Source organism: Paraburkholderia sp. BR14312 (assembly GCF_040948675.1).
GTDB lineage: Bacteria > Pseudomonadota > Gammaproteobacteria > Burkholderiales > Burkholderiaceae > Paraburkholderia > Paraburkholderia nodosa_A.
The window spans coordinates 51,218-66,390 of record NZ_JBFPKI010000002.1; the positions used below are offsets into that span (position 1 = coordinate 51,218).

The 15,173-nt window shown below is 65.2% G+C and carries 9 protein-coding genes and 1 pseudogene; 2 read left to right on the forward strand and 8 right to left on the reverse strand.

The window, feature by feature from the left end:
- Window positions 1-23: 23 nt before the first annotated feature.
- The 3 genes from AB3X98_RS06020 to AB3X98_RS06030 form a co-directional block, all read right to left on the reverse strand.
- On the reverse strand, window positions 24-1,556 hold the full coding sequence (locus AB3X98_RS06020) for a class I adenylate-forming enzyme family protein (protein ID WP_368604897.1): 1,533 nt from the start codon (window positions 1,554-1,556) through the stop codon (window positions 24-26).
- Window positions 1,557-1,825: 269 nt separating this feature from the next.
- On the reverse strand, window positions 1,826-3,199 hold the full coding sequence (locus AB3X98_RS06025) for an MFS transporter (RefSeq protein WP_368604896.1): 1,374 nt from the start codon (window positions 3,197-3,199) through the stop codon (window positions 1,826-1,828).
- A 47-nt stretch (window positions 3,200-3,246) separates the two neighbouring features.
- Window positions 3,247-5,586 (reverse strand): cytochrome P450/oxidoreductase, encoded by a 2,340-nt coding sequence (locus AB3X98_RS06030; protein ID WP_368604895.1) that lies wholly within the window; start codon window positions 5,584-5,586, stop codon window positions 3,247-3,249.
- Between the two features lie 163 nt (window positions 5,587-5,749).
- Here AB3X98_RS06030 and AB3X98_RS06035 point away from each other — a divergent pair, with 163 nt between their 5' ends.
- The gene (locus AB3X98_RS06035) at window positions 5,750-6,634 is read left to right on the forward strand and encodes an IclR family transcriptional regulator (protein ID WP_368604894.1); all 885 of its coding nucleotides are present in this window, start codon (window positions 5,750-5,752) and stop codon (window positions 6,632-6,634) included.
- Between the two features lie 65 nt (window positions 6,635-6,699).
- On the opposite strand, the gene AB3X98_RS06040 is transcribed toward AB3X98_RS06035, so the two are convergent.
- Window positions 6,700-7,941: a cytochrome-c peroxidase gene (locus AB3X98_RS06040; protein ID WP_368604893.1), complete on the reverse strand. Its 1,242-nt coding sequence runs from the start codon at window positions 7,939-7,941 to the stop codon at window positions 6,700-6,702.
- Between the two features lie 76 nt (window positions 7,942-8,017).
- Window positions 8,018-9,895, reverse strand: a complete 1,878-nt coding sequence (locus AB3X98_RS06045) for an alkaline phosphatase family protein (protein WP_368604892.1) — start codon at window positions 9,893-9,895, stop codon at window positions 8,018-8,020.
- Window positions 9,896-10,168: 273 nt separating this feature from the next.
- Between AB3X98_RS06045 and AB3X98_RS06050 the strand changes: the two genes are divergently transcribed.
- On the forward strand, window positions 10,169-11,530 hold the full coding sequence (locus AB3X98_RS06050; protein WP_368604891.1) for an NYN domain-containing protein: 1,362 nt from the start codon (window positions 10,169-10,171) through the stop codon (window positions 11,528-11,530).
- 286 nt (window positions 11,531-11,816) lie between these two features.
- Here AB3X98_RS06050 and AB3X98_RS06055 read toward each other — a convergent pair.
- The 3 genes and pseudogenes from AB3X98_RS06055 to AB3X98_RS06065 all read right to left on the reverse strand — a co-directional run.
- Window positions 11,817-12,059 (reverse strand): annotated as a pseudogene (locus tag AB3X98_RS06055) (hypothetical protein); the annotation flags it as partial.
- A gap of 63 nt (window positions 12,060-12,122) precedes the next feature.
- Window positions 12,123-12,929 (reverse strand): hypothetical protein, encoded by an 807-nt coding sequence (locus AB3X98_RS06060; protein ID WP_368604890.1) that lies wholly within the window; start codon window positions 12,927-12,929, stop codon window positions 12,123-12,125.
- On the reverse strand, window positions 12,926-15,166 hold the full coding sequence (locus tag AB3X98_RS06065; RefSeq protein ID WP_342945525.1) for a cation:proton antiporter: 2,241 nt from the start codon (window positions 15,164-15,166) through the stop codon (window positions 12,926-12,928). Before AB3X98_RS06065 ends, AB3X98_RS06060 begins: the two co-directional genes overlap by 4 nt.
- Window positions 15,167-15,173 lie beyond the last annotated feature (7 nt).

The following is a 15,173-nucleotide window of genomic DNA, read 5'->3' on the forward strand; positions in this document are numbered from 1 at the left end:
GAGGATGAGACAATCAGGAATGCTCAGTGAGCGCGCACGGCGCGTTTGGCCATTTCGCGCAGTGGCTGCTTTTGCAGCTTGCCGCTGGCCGTGGTCGGAATCATGTCGATGGTCACGATTTCCGAGGGGCGCTTGTAGGCCGAGAGCCGCTCGCTCAGATAATGGGCGAGATCGGCCGTGTCGATCGTCGCGCCGTCCTTCGCTTCCACGAACGCCACGACTTCCTCGTTACCTTCGGCGTCGCGCCGCCCCACCACGGCGCTCTGGCGCACCGCTGCGTAGGTGTTGATGACCGACTCGACTTCGATGGGATACACGTTGAAGCCCGAACGGATGATGAGATCTTTCGAGCGGCCCACGATGAAGAGCGCGCCGTCCGCGTCCAGCCGGCCGAGGTCGCCGGTCTTGAGCCAGCCTTGCGCATCGAGCACTTCGGCGGTCAGGCCCGGCTCGCGGTAGTAGCCGTGCATGACGCCGGGACCGCGCACCCACAACTCGCCCGCTTCGCCGCGCGGCACATCGTGACCGTCGGGCCCGACCACGCGCAACTCGGCACCCTCGACGATCTCGCCCGAAGACACGTCCTTGCGCGGACGGTCCATGCGTGTGATGAATAGCGAGCCCGCGTACTCGGTCATGCCGTAGCCGTGATGCAGCGGCATGCCGAAGAGCGCTTCGACCTGCTGCTTGAGCGTGGGATCGAGCGGACCTCCGCCCGTGTACAGATAGCGCAAACGGGGCGCATGTACCGTGCCGCCGTGCTCGCGCACATAGGCGACGATGCGCGTGAAGAGCGTCGGCACCCCCTGCAGGATGGAGATTTCGGAGGCGGCGAGCGCTTTCACGACCTCCTCGGCCGAAAAGCGCGCGGCCAGATGCAGGCTCGCGCCCGCCTCGAAGGTGGCGAGCAGCAGCGTGGCGAGTCCGAAAATATGCGACATCGGCATGACCGCGTACGCGCAGTCCGCCTGTGTCATGTCGCGCGATGTCGCCGAGACATGCGCGAAATGCAGCAGGCCGCGATGCGTGGCCATCACGCCCTTGGGCTGGCCCGTCGTGCCCGACGTGTAGATGAGCACCGCGACCTCGTGCGCGAGCGCTTCGGCCTCACGCACGGCGTTGAGATCGGGCGCGGCCATCATCAGCGGACCGAGCCCGGCGGGCGCGATCTCGCGCGCGCGATAGCGCACGCCATGACGCAGCGCGTCGGGCGAAGCACCATGCGTAAACAGTATGAGACGCGGCCCGCAATGGGCGCGAATCGTCTCGATCTCTCGTTCCGAGAGCCGCGCATTGACCACGGCCGGCCACGCGCCGATTTCGGATAGCGCGAACAGCAGCGTCACCACGGCCGAGCAGTTTTCGGCCACGACGAGCACGCGGTCGCCCACGTCCACGCCCTGCTCGCGCAAAAACCGCTGCGCCTGCCCCACGTCGCTCCAGAGCTGCCCGAAGCTCGTCACCTTTGCTTCTTCGCGTATCGCCACGGCTTCGGGCGACGCCTGCGCCCAATGCCGCGCGATATCGCTGATCTTGCGCGCCGCTCGCCTCACCACTGTCACCTCCCGTCGTTGCTCTTTGACTGCGTACGGCGCGCCGTGGCACGCCGCATCGCGACAGGTATCAGTGTGGTTCAGGCGCGGCCTGCCAACAATTCGTTTTCGATAAAGCCGGCATTCGTCTGCCGAGAAGTCGGAATTCACCCCGATGGCCGGGGCTTCGAGGTGATTATCTTCTCGACCGGGAGCGTGCTCGGCGGGCGCTCAGCCCTCGTGAGTGACGCGTGCGAGGCGCCGGTGCGGCCCTGCGCAGGCGCTGCCGCCAGTCACTCCATCTGCGCCGCCGCACGCTCGCCTCCCATCGTGCCCCTGGAAGCGCTATTCGCCCGATGAATCGCCACGATGCCCGCGAGCGACACACAGGCCGGCACGGCCGCCGCGAGAAAGAGCGCCGACGACGACCACTGCAGGTGCAGGAGCGCGCCGCCCAGCACCGGGCCGACGACCGAGCCGATACGCCCCACGCCGAGGCTCCAGCCGATGCCGGTCGAGCGCAGCGCGGTCGGATAGTAGGTCGCGGCGAGCGCGTTGAGCGCGGGCTGGCCGCCGATGATCGTAAAGCCCGTCACGAAGATCGCCACGAACATCGCGGCCACGGAGACCATCACGGCGGGATTGCCGATGGCGGCCGTCGAGACGATGGCGATCAGGAACGTCGTGGCGAGCACGCGCGTGAAGCCCGCAAGGTCGATGATGCGCCCGAGCAGCAGCGTGCCGATCACACCGCCGCCCCACAATGCCGTGCCCGCGAACACGGCGGTCCGGGTCGAATAGCCGGCGTCGCGGATCACGGTCGGCAGCCAGTTCGAGAGGAAATACATGGCGAGCAGGTTCGAGAAGTTCACGACCCACAGCAGCACGGTCACCCGCGCGCGCCCTTCCTTGAACAGCTCGACGAACGGCACGCCGCGCGAGCGCGTTTCCACGCTCGTGAACTGCACGCCGGCCGGCAACGCGAGCGCAGGGGCCACGCGGGACAGATTGCGGCGCACGCACGCTTGAGTGTGCTCACCACGGCCGCGAAACAGCAGGAACTGGATCGACTCGGGCAACGCGAGCCACATCAGCACGCCGAGCACGAGCGGAATCGCGCCGCCCACGAAGAACACGGCGCGCCACCCGAACGCGGGGATCAGCGCCGCGGTAATCAGGCCACCCACCACGCCGCCCAGCGTGAAGCCGCACGAGACGATCATCATGAGCGTGACGCGCATGCGGCGCGGGCTGTACTCGCCCGCGAGCGCCATCGCGTTCGGCATGATGCAGCCGAGACCCAGCCCCGCAACGAAGCGCCAGGCCACCAGTTGTGCGATCGAATGCGCGAAGCCCGTTGCGACCATGCACGCGGAAAAGAACAGCGTCGCGCCGATCAACACCGGGCGGCGGCCGATCTTGTCGGCGAGCGTGCTGAACGTGAGCGAGCCCACCAGCATGCCAAAGAGGCCCGCACCGAACACCGGCGAGAGCGTCTCCTTCGCGATGCCCCACTCGCGGATCACGACCGGCGCCACGTAGCCCATGGCCTGCACATCGAAGCCGTCCATCACGAGGCACAATGCGCACAGCGTGACCACGAGGAGCTGATACCGCCCGAACCGGCTTTCGTCGATGATGCCGGTAACCTCCACCGCCTTGTTCATGCAATGTCTCCAATCATTGTTATGTCGTGCCGATCGCTCTGTGGCGACTAAAGTTCGAGTACCAATCGCCCACTTTTCGCTCGCGAGCAACAGGTCATCATGCGGGTTTGCGTGTCGCGTTCGGCGCGCGTGAGCACCACGTCGCGATGGTCGATCTCGCCCGCCAGCACGCGCACCTCGCACGAGCCGCACAAGCCTTCTTCGCAATCGCTTTGCACGTCGATGTTCGCGCGGCGCAGCGCGTCGAGCACGGTCTGGTCGGCGCCCACGTTGAGTACGAGCCCTGAGTCTTTCAGCTCGACTTCGAACGCCTGCTCCCGCGAGGGGTCGAGCTTGCCGCCGGTCGCCGCGAAATGCTCCACGCGCAGTGCATCCTCGGGCCACGCCTCGCTGCACGCTTCGAGTGCTTCGAGCATGCGCGCCGGTCCGCACGCGTAGACGCGCGTATGCTCGTCGACGTACAGCGCGGCAAAATCGTTGCGCGAGCCTTCGTCCGAAACGTGCAGATGCAGGCGCTCGCCGTGCAGCTGCGCGAGTTCGTCGACGAGCGCCATCGTCCTGCGCGAGCGCCCGCTATAGTGCAATTCGTAGTCGATGCCCAGTTCGCGCGCGCGGCGCGCCATGGCGCTTACCGGCGTGATGCCGATGCCGCCCGCAATGAAGATCGCGCGCCGCCCCTCTTCGTCGAGCCGGAAGTGGTTGCGCGGGCCGCGTATCTTCAGGCGCATGCCTGCGTGCAACGTGTCGTGCACCCAGGCCGAACCGCCGCGGCTTTGCATTTCGCGTAGCACGGCGATCTCGAACGCGCCCGTGTCGGCGGGGTCCGAGCACAGCGAGTACTGGCGCGAGATGCCGGTGTCGCCGCACTCCACGTCGATATGCGCACCCGCCGCCCAGCGCGGCAGCGCGCCGCCGTCCGGCGCGACGAGGCGCACACGGACGATGCCTTCTGCCACGGCGTCCACACGCTCGACCACCACAGGCCGCGAAAGCGCGTGCGCCGACGGCTCGCCAATGCGCACCGCCACGTGCGCGCCGAGCAGCGCCGGATTCGCGCGCTCCGGGTTTTGCGCGGGGTCCCATTCCACGAAGACATGCTCAGGACCCCGGAACGACGTGTTGAGCACATACGTGAACGTCTGCTCGGCCAGACGCATGTGCGGCAAGCGGCGCGTGAATTCTTCGAGGAAGATCTGCATCTCCATACGCGCGAGGTTCTTGCCCATGCACTGGTGCGAGCCATAGCCGAACGTGACGTGGTCGCTCGCGTTGTCGCGGCGAATATCGAACAGGTCGGCATCGGCGAAATGGCGCTCGTCATGATTCGCCGAGGACGTCACGATGAGCAGCTTCGAACCCGCCGGAATGTCGATGCCGCCGATTTGCACGTCTTTTGTTGCGAGGCGCCGCCAGGCCGCTACCGAGCCGTTGTGGCGCAAGCACTCCTCCACCGCGTTCGGAATGAGGCTCGGGTCCTCGCAGATCTCGCGCCACGCATGCGGGTGCTGCAGCAGCAGCTTCATCGCGTTCGCCGTGGCATTGGCCGTGGTCTCGTGCGCGGCCACGATGCCGGCCATCATCATCGAATGCAGATAGGAGTCCGTGACGACTTCGGGGTGCGTCTTCTGCTTGCGGATGCCGTATTGCATCCAGCCCGGGCCGTCCGGGTTCTGGCGCATCTTGTCGAGCACCTTGCCCGCGAACCGCCAGAAGTTGCCCACCGCGTGCGCCACTTCGACCTGCTCTTCGGGGCGCGGCCGCCCCCACGTATTGACCGTATGCGCAATCGAATACTTGCGCAGCAAGTCCATGTCCTCCTCGGGCACGCCCAGAAAATGCAACGCCACGGTGAGTGGCACTTCCCAGAGCATCTGGTCCACGAGGTCGGCACGCCCTGCGTCGATGAAACGGTCCACGTACTCGCGCGTGAGGCGCCGCACCATCGGTTCGTGGTGCTTGAGATGTTCGGGCGTGAACGGCTCCATCAGCGCGCGGCGGCGCGGCATGTGGGCAGGCTCGTCCTCGTTCACGAGCGTTCGGTTCATGGCGTAGCCGTACGAGTCCAGCACCGCGTTCGCCTCGGGACCGGTGGGCGTGATCTTTTCGAGCGCAATGGAGGGCGAGAACGTGAGGTTGTCGCGAAAGATCGCCTTGATGTCGTCGTAGCGCGTGACCACCCAGTAGCCAAGCTGCGGGCTGTAGAACACGGGTTCCTGCTCGCGCGCCCAGCGCACGTACTCGGGCGGGTCCTGCTGGTAGCCGTCGCTGAAGGGGTCGAATGCCGCGGCATTGGCACTGACCGGGCAGCGCGACGTGGCGGCCGACGTCCGGTTCGCGGCGTGGGGAAACGGGCAGCGGCCCGTCGATGGGGAAGGTGTCTCGCTCATATGCCTCTCCTGCATCCTGCGTGCATTACGTTTTGCGTAACTCTAGTACGCATTGCGTAATTACGAGATAGGGGTTAACGTGCAAGCTCAGCAGGCACTATGCCGCCCCTACGCGCCCTAAAATCCGCGTGAACCCAACCGATATCCCAGCGTCCCGTCCAGTATGGAAAGCAGGAAAACCACTCCCCGTCGCACCACGGCCAAAGTGGCCGACGCTTCGACGTCGCCCAAAGTCGCGCAAGAGACGAAGGCCGTAGCCGCGCCGCGAGAGCGCCGCCAGCGCGTGCAATCCGCGCAAACCGGCATGGCCGTGCTCAAGGGTCTCGCGCGCCTGGGCGGCCGCGCGAGCCTCTCGGGTCTCGCCGCCTGCGTGGGCGAGAGTCCCGCAAAGGTGCATCGCTATCTCGTGAGCCTGATCGAGGAAGGCCTGGTCGCGCAGGACACCGCCACCCAGCAGTATCGGCTCGGCGTCGAGGCGATGATGATCGGCGTGGCCGCCATGCGTCAGGCCGATCCGGTGCGCATTGCGGAGCCCGCGCTCGTGCGCCTGCGCGAGACGCTCGAAGTGACGTCGTTCGTCGCGGTGATGGGCAACAAGGGACCCACGATCATCCGTTTCGAGGAACCGGGGCTGCCCGTGACCGTCAACGTGCGGGTGGGCTCGGTGATGTCGCTGCTATGGTCGTCCACGGGCCGCGTGTTTCTCGGCCTGCTCGACGACACGCGCGTGCTCGCGCAAGCTGAAGAAGAACTCGCCCACGCCGATGCTTCGTTGCGCGCGCAACTGAGTGCAAGCGATCCGATCGGCACGCTGCGGCGCGACGTGCAGCAAGCACGCTGCGCGAGCGTGCGCGACACGAATCTCAAGGGCATCAGTGCCGTTTCGGCGCCGCTCTTCGATCACACCGGCAAGCTCTGCGGCGTGCTCACGGCGCTGGGCGCCACCGGCGGCTTCGACGCCACGCCCGAGGGCCCGAACGGGCGCGCCGTACGCCGCGAAGCGGACGCCGTGAGCGCCCTCCTCGGCTACGTGGCGAGCAGCGCTTAACGCTTCGTCAGCGCATAAAAAACCCGGTTCAAAACTGACCGGGTTTTTCCTTTTTCTGAACGACGTTAGCGAGCCACCGTCTTTGCGTCCGCGTCGGTGAGGGTATCCAGGAACGCCATTACGTCGCGGATATCCGAGTCTGACCAGACCGGTTTGCCGCCGAGGTGATTCGTCAGCGGCTCCGTCCTGGTATCCACATTACTGCGCAGATTCTTCGGCAGGTCGTCAAACTTCACGACGTGGCCGTGCGCGTCTTTCGAATACCACTTCTCCGGGTTCGTGTCGCGCTCGACATAGAAGCGTAACGAATCTTCAAGCGTATGGTACATGCCGTTGTGAAAGAAGACGCGTCGCGTGGCGACGTTGCGAAGCGTGGGCGTGCGGAACATCCCGCAGAACCACTTCTGCTGCTTCGCCTCGTCTTGACGCAGCGGCCCACATAACCCCATATCGAAGAAGTTCGGATCGCGGTTGGCCGGAATTTCCATGTTGCGTGGCACACCCAGCGTCTGAAAGTTGTAATCCGTCAATGCCGGATGCGCGCCGTGAGCGCCTTTGTTGATCAGGTGACAGCTTGCACAGTTGCCCTTGTCCGGGTCGCTGAACAGCGCCAATCCGTGCGCTTCCTGTGGCGTGAAATGCTCCTTGCCGTCGAGCACCCGGTCGAATTTGCTGGAGTACGGCGCGAACGACGGATCGTTGAACTGGAATGCCTGCAATACCTTTCCGAGGTCCGCCAGCGCCTGCGTCGGCCGCGAGAAAATGTCCTGACCGAATGCTTCGCGGAACTGCTGTGCGTAGGCGCTTTTGCTCAGCTTCTGCGCTACGTCCTCCGCGCTGCTGTTTGCCATTTCATCCGGATTGAGCAGGGGAAATGCAGCCTGATCCGCGGGGGAGTTGTAGCGTCCATCCCAGGTGTACCCGCCGCTGGGCTGATTGTCGCCGTCCTCGAGACGCTCTTTCAGGCTATTTGCCTGCGTGAACGTCCAGTAAGGCACAGCACGCAGATAGCGCAGCGACGGCGCCGAGCGCAGTCCGGCTCGATCGAGGTTTGGACCACCCAACTGGACTGCCAGACCGTTCGGCGGCCCATAGGCATTCTCAGGGCTGTGACAGGAGGCGCATGACTGCTTGCCGGAAGCCGACAGCGACGGATCGAAGAACGCTGCCTTGCCGATGGCTGCCAGATCAGGCGCGGGTGCTTTGACCGTGGCTGCCTGAGCGTCCGGTGCATGTTGGTCGCATGCGCAAAGCAGGCAAATGCAAAGGGCCGTTGTGAGAACAGCCCTTAGAGGAAATTGGCACATGACGGATCAAGAAAAGAGCCCGGTTCGAGCCGAGAACCGGGCCAGGACAACAAAGTTCTTGTGAGACCGCTACGGATTAGCGGTTATCGATGTTGGCCGATGTGAAGATCGGCTTGAGCGATGCATCATCTGCGTAGCCGAGATACGAGCCGATGCCGAAGTTGTCTTCGAGCGAACGCAGCAGCGCGTAGTGGTTGTAGCCCGTACCATCCACGTGACCACCCTTGATGAACGGCGACAGCAGAAGCGTACCGATCTGATCGCCACCGACTCCAAGGTAGTTCAACGCAATCGACACGCTCCGCACGGATGCAGGCAGCGTCGCCGGGTTCATACCGAGCAGGGCTGCTTGAGCCACCGGCAGCGTGGACATCGTGACCTGTTCCGGACGCGTCACGTTCGGACCCGTTTGCTGGTTGCAGCCCGGGCACTGGTTGCCCATTTCCGGCTCCAGCAGGGAAAGCGTCGTGCCATCTGCGCTGAGCGACGTTGTCGGCGTCAGTCCGGTCACGACGCCTTCGTCCGTCGTGATGATGATCAGGCCGTCCTGCTTGTAGGCGGGCGAAGCCTGAATCAACGGGATCGTGTTCTTCAGGAACGCGTCGATCGAAGCTAAACCGCCAGGCTGACCGTTTTTGCAGCCCTTGCCTGCCGCGCCCGTACCGTCACCATCATGGCCGTCGTTACACAGGTTCGGCGTGATGAAGGAGAAGTTCGGCGTAGTGGCAATCGACTGAAGATCCGTTGCCAGGTTGTCTTGCAGGTTGACCACGTGCGCGTCGCAGTTGGCCAGATCATCGATGGTCGAATGGAAATACGGGAACGGATTGTGACGCGTTGCGTACTCATCGCCTGCCACGTCACCCGAAGCCGAAGGCGCCTGCGCGGCCTGTGTGCCGTCCACAGCCTTCGCCGGGTCCGAGCCCGCAAGCTGCGCGGTACGGCGCGGGAACGAACAGGTTCTCGTGCCGTCACGGTTCAGGTCGTTGCCCATGTCCTCGTTGTAGCTGCGCCACGTGAGCTTGGCCTGTTCCATCTGGTTGCCAATATGCTGCACGCGAGCCGGGAACACGCAGCCGCCGCTCGCGTGGCCGTTTGCGTCCGTACCTGCCTTGAGAACCTTGGGGTTCGCCGAGTCGTTGCCGGCGTCCACGATATCGGACCACAGCTGGAAGCAGTCCGTTTCGGTGTCGTGCGTCGACGGCTGACCCGACACCATCGATATGTAATTGTCCAGCGAAACGTGGCCGGTGCCGTAGTAGTTCGAAAGGAACGTGCCCTGCGGCATCAGCGATTTCAGGTACGGGTCCTGGTTCGAATCCGAGGCCGTCGTGCCGTACGTCGATTCCGCGCTCTTGTTTTCGAGCACGATAACCCAGACGTGCTTGATCGCCTTGCTCGAAACGACGGTTGCAATGTACTGATCGCTCGCGGCCTTCACCACGTTGTTGCCGTTGGTATTGAAGTCGCCCAGCAGGGCGTCCGGCGTCGTGCCGATCTTGTTCGCCAGTTGCGTTTGAGCATCCGACTGCGACAGGCCGCTGTCGATCAGTTGCGAAAGCTGCGTCGTGATCGCGCTGACGGAACCGACGCCACGCGGCGAACGGAACGTAGCCGTCCCGTTGAACGCCGTGCCCATGTTCTTGCCCGATGCGTCGTTCTCCGTGGCGCCGCTCAGGTCGGCCACGATGTACTTCCACGACCCATTGCTCGTATCGGAGATCGAGAACTTGCCCTGGGCATCCGAGCGCGCGACCGGCTCGCCCGGGTCGCACTTGCCATTGTTGTTCACATCCAGGCAGACTGCCGCATTCTGGATATAGCTGCCGAGCACCTGACCGGTGACCTTCGGTCCGCCATCTGAGCCGTTGCTTCCGCAACCAGATAACCCAGCCAATACGCCGATGCTCGCCAGCATCGCGAGCGCACCCCTGCGCGACTGTATTTTCTTCACAACCGTCCCTCGTTATAAGTCGGACACAGCCGACGGATTTTGACTCGCGGAAAGCTTATGAAAGTTGTGTTACACGCTTGTTAAGGAGTTGTTGGGTAAACATAAAATGACTGCGTTTTACGGCTCCACGTTCGAAAATCGTTCAAAGGAATCATGCTTGCGCACACAACCACATGCCGCACGGGGTGAGGCGCCGCTATCGCGATTCCCGGCCCGCCGCGGTGCAACCGGCTATCATGTGAATTCACACCGTAGATGGAACGAATCAATCACATGGCTTCCCCCCAGGAAAACATCAGCATGGCGGTGTTCTGCGACTTCGAGAACGTCGCGCTCGGCGTGCGCGACGCGAAGATCGACCGCTTCGATATCAAGCCCGTGCTGGAACGGCTCTTGCTCAAGGGCAGCATCGTCGTGAAGAAAGCCTATTGCGACTGGGAGCGCTACAAGGGCTTCAAGGCCGCGATGCACGAGGCGAGCTTCGAGCTGATCGAAATTCCCCACGTGCGCCAGTCGGGCAAGAATTCGGCCGATATCCGCCTCGTCGTGGACGCGCTCGATCTCTGCTATACGAAGTCGCACGTGGACACGTTCGTGATCGTGAGCGGCGACTCCGACTTTTCGCCGCTCGTCTCGAAGCTGCGCGAGAACGCCAAGAAGGTGATCGGCGTGGGTGTGAAGCACTCCACCTCCGACCTGCTCGTCGCCAATTGCGACGAATTCATCTTCTACGACGACCTGGTGCGCGAACTCGAGCGCGAACAGCACACGCACGGCAGGGGCAAGAACAAGGACGGCGGCGCTGCGAAACGCCAGGGCGGCGACGAACGACAGCCGAAGCAGGACGGCGACGAGCGCAAGTCGAAGGCCGTGGCCTTCGCGATCGAAACGCTCGACGCGCTCGTGCTCGAGCGTGGCGAAAGCGGCAAGATCTGGGCTTCGGTGCTCAAGAGCGCCATCAAGCGCCGCCGGCCCGACTTCAACGAAACGCGCTACGGCTTTCGCGCATTCGGCAATCTGCTCGAAGAGGCGCAGTCGCGCGGGCTGCTCGAAGTGGGCCGCGACGACAAGTCGGGGACCTGGGTGTCGCGGCTGAACCCGCCCCCGCTCGCGGCTGCCGCCGCCAGCGTGTCAGCGCCGGAAAGCACGGCGGCGCGTGCCGAGGAGCCGCGCGGCAGGCGCAAGGGCCGTCGCAATGGCCGCGCAAGCAGCGCGGCGGAGGTGCGAGAAACCGCAGTCGAGCAACCGGCCGAGACGCAAGGCGAAATTCCGTTCGAGCCGGTCGAGGCGCTCGCGCAAACCGCGCATCGGCACGAAGCCGAGCCGCCCTTCCCCGCCCTGCCATTCGACGCGAACGAGAGCACCCATTCGCCGCAAGAGGCCTACGAGGCGCATGCGGCGCCCGAACCGGCCGCCGATGTCGAGCCCACCGCGCCCGCCCCCGCGCGAGCGCGCAAGACGGCAGCTCGCAAGAGCCCCGCGCGCAAGAAGACAGCGAAGAAAGCGGCAGAAACACCGGCCAGTTCCGCGGATGAACCGGTGAGCGCGGCCGTTGCGCCGGCCGAGCCCGCTGCCAGGAAAGCGCCGTCGCGTGCGCGTCGCGCGCGCAGCAAGGCCGCAGCGGAAGAAAGCTGAAAATGGCGTGACGCGCGCCGCTCGAGGTGGGCGGCGCGCCGCGCATCGGTCAATCGCCGAACGGATTCGCGGGGCGTTTGCCCTTCGCAGGCGGCGCATCTTCACTCGCGGGCGCAGTATCGCCGAAAGGATCCTGCTTGCCCGACGGCCCCGCCACTCCAAACGGGTTTGCGGCCTGCGCGGGTTTCGATCCGCCAAATGGATTCTCAGCGCCGGCGCGCTTCGCTCCTCCGAACGGATCGCACGTGCCGGCCTGCTGGCCGACATCGTCCTCCACGGCTTCATCCTTTGCCTGCGTGAGGTTGTACTCGGCCTGCACCTGCTCCAGCACGCGCGCCACGCTCGCTTCGAAGCCAGCCGCGTTGTGAAAGTGCTGCATCGTCCAGTTGCAGCCGCTGCGGTCGGGCTCCTGCAACTGCGGGCGCGGCACGCCGATCTTCACGCCGTCTTCGACCACCTCCTGCAGCTTGTGGATGCGCCGATGCACTTCATCCTGCAGCCGCGAAGCATTGAGCGTCTTGCGCAACATTGGAACCTCCTTTCCTGTACGCGTCACGTCGCGCGAGTCTAGCGCAATGACTCGCTCGCGTCGCTACGTGGCCGACGCGTTCATGTGCGCGAGCGCATCGCGCATCGAATCGCTCGGCACCACGAGTTGTCCCGTGAACGGCGTATCGAGGTCGGCGATCACGTAGACGGCCGACGAAATCGACACCGCACCAAGGAAGATCAGCACGATCGCCAGCGCGTTATGCGGCGCGACGAGCCCGAAGCTCAGGAAGATCAGAATCAGCCAGAGCGCGAGCATCGTGAAGAACGGCCGCGAAATCGTGCCATGCGCCTCTTCGATCAGACGCCACCGCGTATCGGTCACGCGGTCGAACATCTGCGAGAGCGGGCCCACGAGCGCCTGGTGATAGGCGTCGCGTGGCGCGAGCATTTCGATTTCGTGCCCGACTGAGTTGAGCAGCGCGCCGAGCGGCCGGCTTTCGAGTTCGTCATTGCCGACGCCCGGATCGTGTGGATAGTAGTTTCCCGGCGGCGGCTTTTCCTGCGCCCAGGTCGAGGCGATGGCGCTTGCCGTATACGCGCGCAGCAAGGTGCGCGCCGCGGCCGCGTCGAGACCGTATTCGCGCAGGCGTTGATCGAGCTGAATCAGGTCGGCGGCGTAGGCGCGCATGTCGTTGGTCGCCGTATCGAAGCTCGATTTCGCGGACGCGGTGAGCAGGCTCAGCACGAGCGCCGCAAACGTCACCAGCATACCGATCACGAGTTGCACGAGCTGCACGGTTTCATGCTTGCGATGCTCCTCGGGCAATAACGGCCGCAGCAGCACGCCGAGGCCCGTACCGCCGAGCAGCAGCGCGAACACGAGCAGCGCCGACTGGATTTCGGTCATGGCGACGGCCTGCGCTCCCCGGCTGCGGCGTTTTCCATCGGCGCGACGGTGTCGGTGTGCGGCGCTATGGGTGCTGGGGGCTGCGCATGCGCATCGGCGCCGCCAACGCTCAATGCGTCGATGCGCGTATGAATCTCCTTCGCGTGCGTCTCGCCCGGCACGAGGTCCGGATGCGCCCGCGGCACGGCGAGCTTCCACGCGGCGTCCAGCTCGCGCCGGATCGAATCGTAGATCTCCTTCGAGATCGAGCGGTCCTCGTACATGGCCTGTACGCGTTCGCGCCCTTCACGCAGCGCGTACAGCAGCAGCATGCGCCGCTCGAGCACGTCCGAAGCCTGACCGAAGCAACGGCGCACGTCCGCGAGCCCATGCTCGGCGGTCGCGATGCGCGCCTTGAGTATCGTCTTGAGCAGCGCCGCGAGACGCTCGCCCAGCAGCGGCGTGAGGCTGCGGTCGTTGAAGACGATCAGCTGATGCAGCACCACGCGGCGACACATCAGGAGTTCGAAACGATCGGCGAGCGCGTCGCCGTACGGCTGCCGCACGCGCAGCCAGCGATAAAGCAGCCGCGCGACACGCATCTCGATCGTATCGGCCAGTATTTTTGCGGCCGCGCGCTGATAACCAAGCCGCCCGCCCACGCGCGCCTCTTCGATCATGGCATCGGTGTTGCGCATCATGGCGTCGAGATTGCGGATCGTAATGATGCCGCTGCCATACTGCGGGATGAGGTCGCGCTCCTTCGCCGCGAGCGTCACGAGGCCGATGACGAGACGCTCGCGGTCCGAGAGCGCCGCCTCGAAATCGAATGCCGTCGCGCTGATATCCACGCTGCGCCGGAACGTATGGCAGGCCTGGTCGGCGATCGCATCGGGAATGTGAAAGGTGCGTGCCGCCATATGCACGCGCTCGGATACGCCGATCGACGAAAGCTGCACCGCCTTTTGCTGCAGCGCCTGCTCCTGGGGCGACAGCAGATCGAGGCGCAGCCGCCGGATCAGCAGCTTGAGCGACGTGCCGTTCACGATGAGGCTCACGAGCACGAAGCCCGTCGCGAGGATCGCGACGAAGCGGCGCGTGGAATCGGGCAGCGCCGTGTCCTGCGCGAGGCCCAGCGCGAGCACGAGCGTCACCGCGCCGCGCAGTCCACCCCATGCAATCACGAGCTTGTAGGCTGCGCTCACGGGCTCGGTGAGCCGCAGGCGGCTCAGTAGCGGCAGCATGCCGAACACCACGACGACGCGCGCCGCGAACGCCGCCACCACCACGACGGCGAGCGCGACGAGATCGATCCATTGCGCGTCACGCAGCGTGGCCGGAATCTGCATGGCCGCGAGCAGAAAGATCGCTGCGCCCGCCATGGCCGCGATCTGTTCCCAGATCAGCTGCAGATGCTTCCAGTTCACAGGCGACAGGCGCGTGCTCCCGAGCCCGCTGATGACGAGCCCGGCCGCGACCACGGCCACCACGCCCGAGACGTGCAACATCTGGTCGGCGAGGAGATAGAGCGGATACGGCAGCGCGAAACTGAGCGAGATCTCGGCTTTGCCCTCGCCGCCCAGCGCCGGCAGGAGCCACGCGAATGCGCGCCCGGCCAGCGCCCCGACCAGCAGCCCGCCGCCGAGCGCGATGCCGAGCGCACGCAGCGCGGCCGTTGCCGAGACATTGGCCGCGTCTCCTGTGATCGCGGCGATCAGCACGCCGGCAATGGCAATGGCGGCGGCATCGTTGAGCAGGCTCTCGCCTTCCACGAGGCGCACGAGCCGCTCGGGTGCGCCCACTTCGCGGAACACGGCGAGCACCGCGGAAGGGTCGGTCGTCGCGATCATCGCACCGAGCAGGAGGCCGTCGGCAAGCGGACCGAGGCCCGTGAGCCGGACTGCGCCGCCCACCATGCCGGTCGCCACGAACACGGCCACCACGGCAAGCAGCAGAATCGGCGCCGCGTCGCCGAGCATCTCGCGCACGTTCACGCTGAGCGCGGCCTGGAATAGCAGCGGCGGCAGGAAGATCCAAAGGTAAGCTTCGGGCGGCAGCCGAGGCGCAAGCGCGGGCATCACGAAGTTCGCGGCGAGCGTGGGCCAGGCCTCACCGCTCACGAGGTAGATGCCGCCCAGCGTGAAACCCCACCCGGCGAGCAGCACCGATTCGGAAATCGACCAGCGCAGGCTCACCGCCTGCACGAGCGCGATGCTCGCCAGCAGAAAGCCGCTCAGGAGAAGGACGTGGATGACCATGGCGTGC

Excerpts from the sequence above, each read along its gene's own strand:
- AB3X98_RS06025 (WP_368604896.1), bottom strand. The coding sequence starts at position 3,199 with ATGAACAAGGCGGTGGAGGTTACCGGCATCATCGACGAAAGCCGGTTC.
- AB3X98_RS06030 (WP_368604895.1), bottom strand. The coding sequence starts at position 5,586 with ATGAGCGAGACACCTTCCCCATCGACGGGCCGCTGCCCGTTTCCCCAC.
- AB3X98_RS06035 (WP_368604894.1), top strand. The coding sequence starts at position 5,750 with ATGGAAAGCAGGAAAACCACTCCCCGTCGCACCACGGCCAAAGTGGCC.
- AB3X98_RS06040 (WP_368604893.1), bottom strand. The coding sequence starts at position 7,941 with ATGTGCCAATTTCCTCTAAGGGCTGTTCTCACAACGGCCCTTTGCATT.
- AB3X98_RS06050 (WP_368604891.1), top strand. The coding sequence starts at position 10,169 with ATGGCTTCCCCCCAGGAAAACATCAGCATGGCGGTGTTCTGCGACTTC.
- AB3X98_RS06060 (WP_368604890.1), bottom strand. The coding sequence starts at position 12,929 with ATGACCGAAATCCAGTCGGCGCTGCTCGTGTTCGCGCTGCTGCTCGGC.
- AB3X98_RS06065 (WP_342945525.1), bottom strand. The coding sequence starts at position 15,166 with ATGGTCATCCACGTCCTTCTCCTGAGCGGCTTTCTGCTGGCGAGCATC.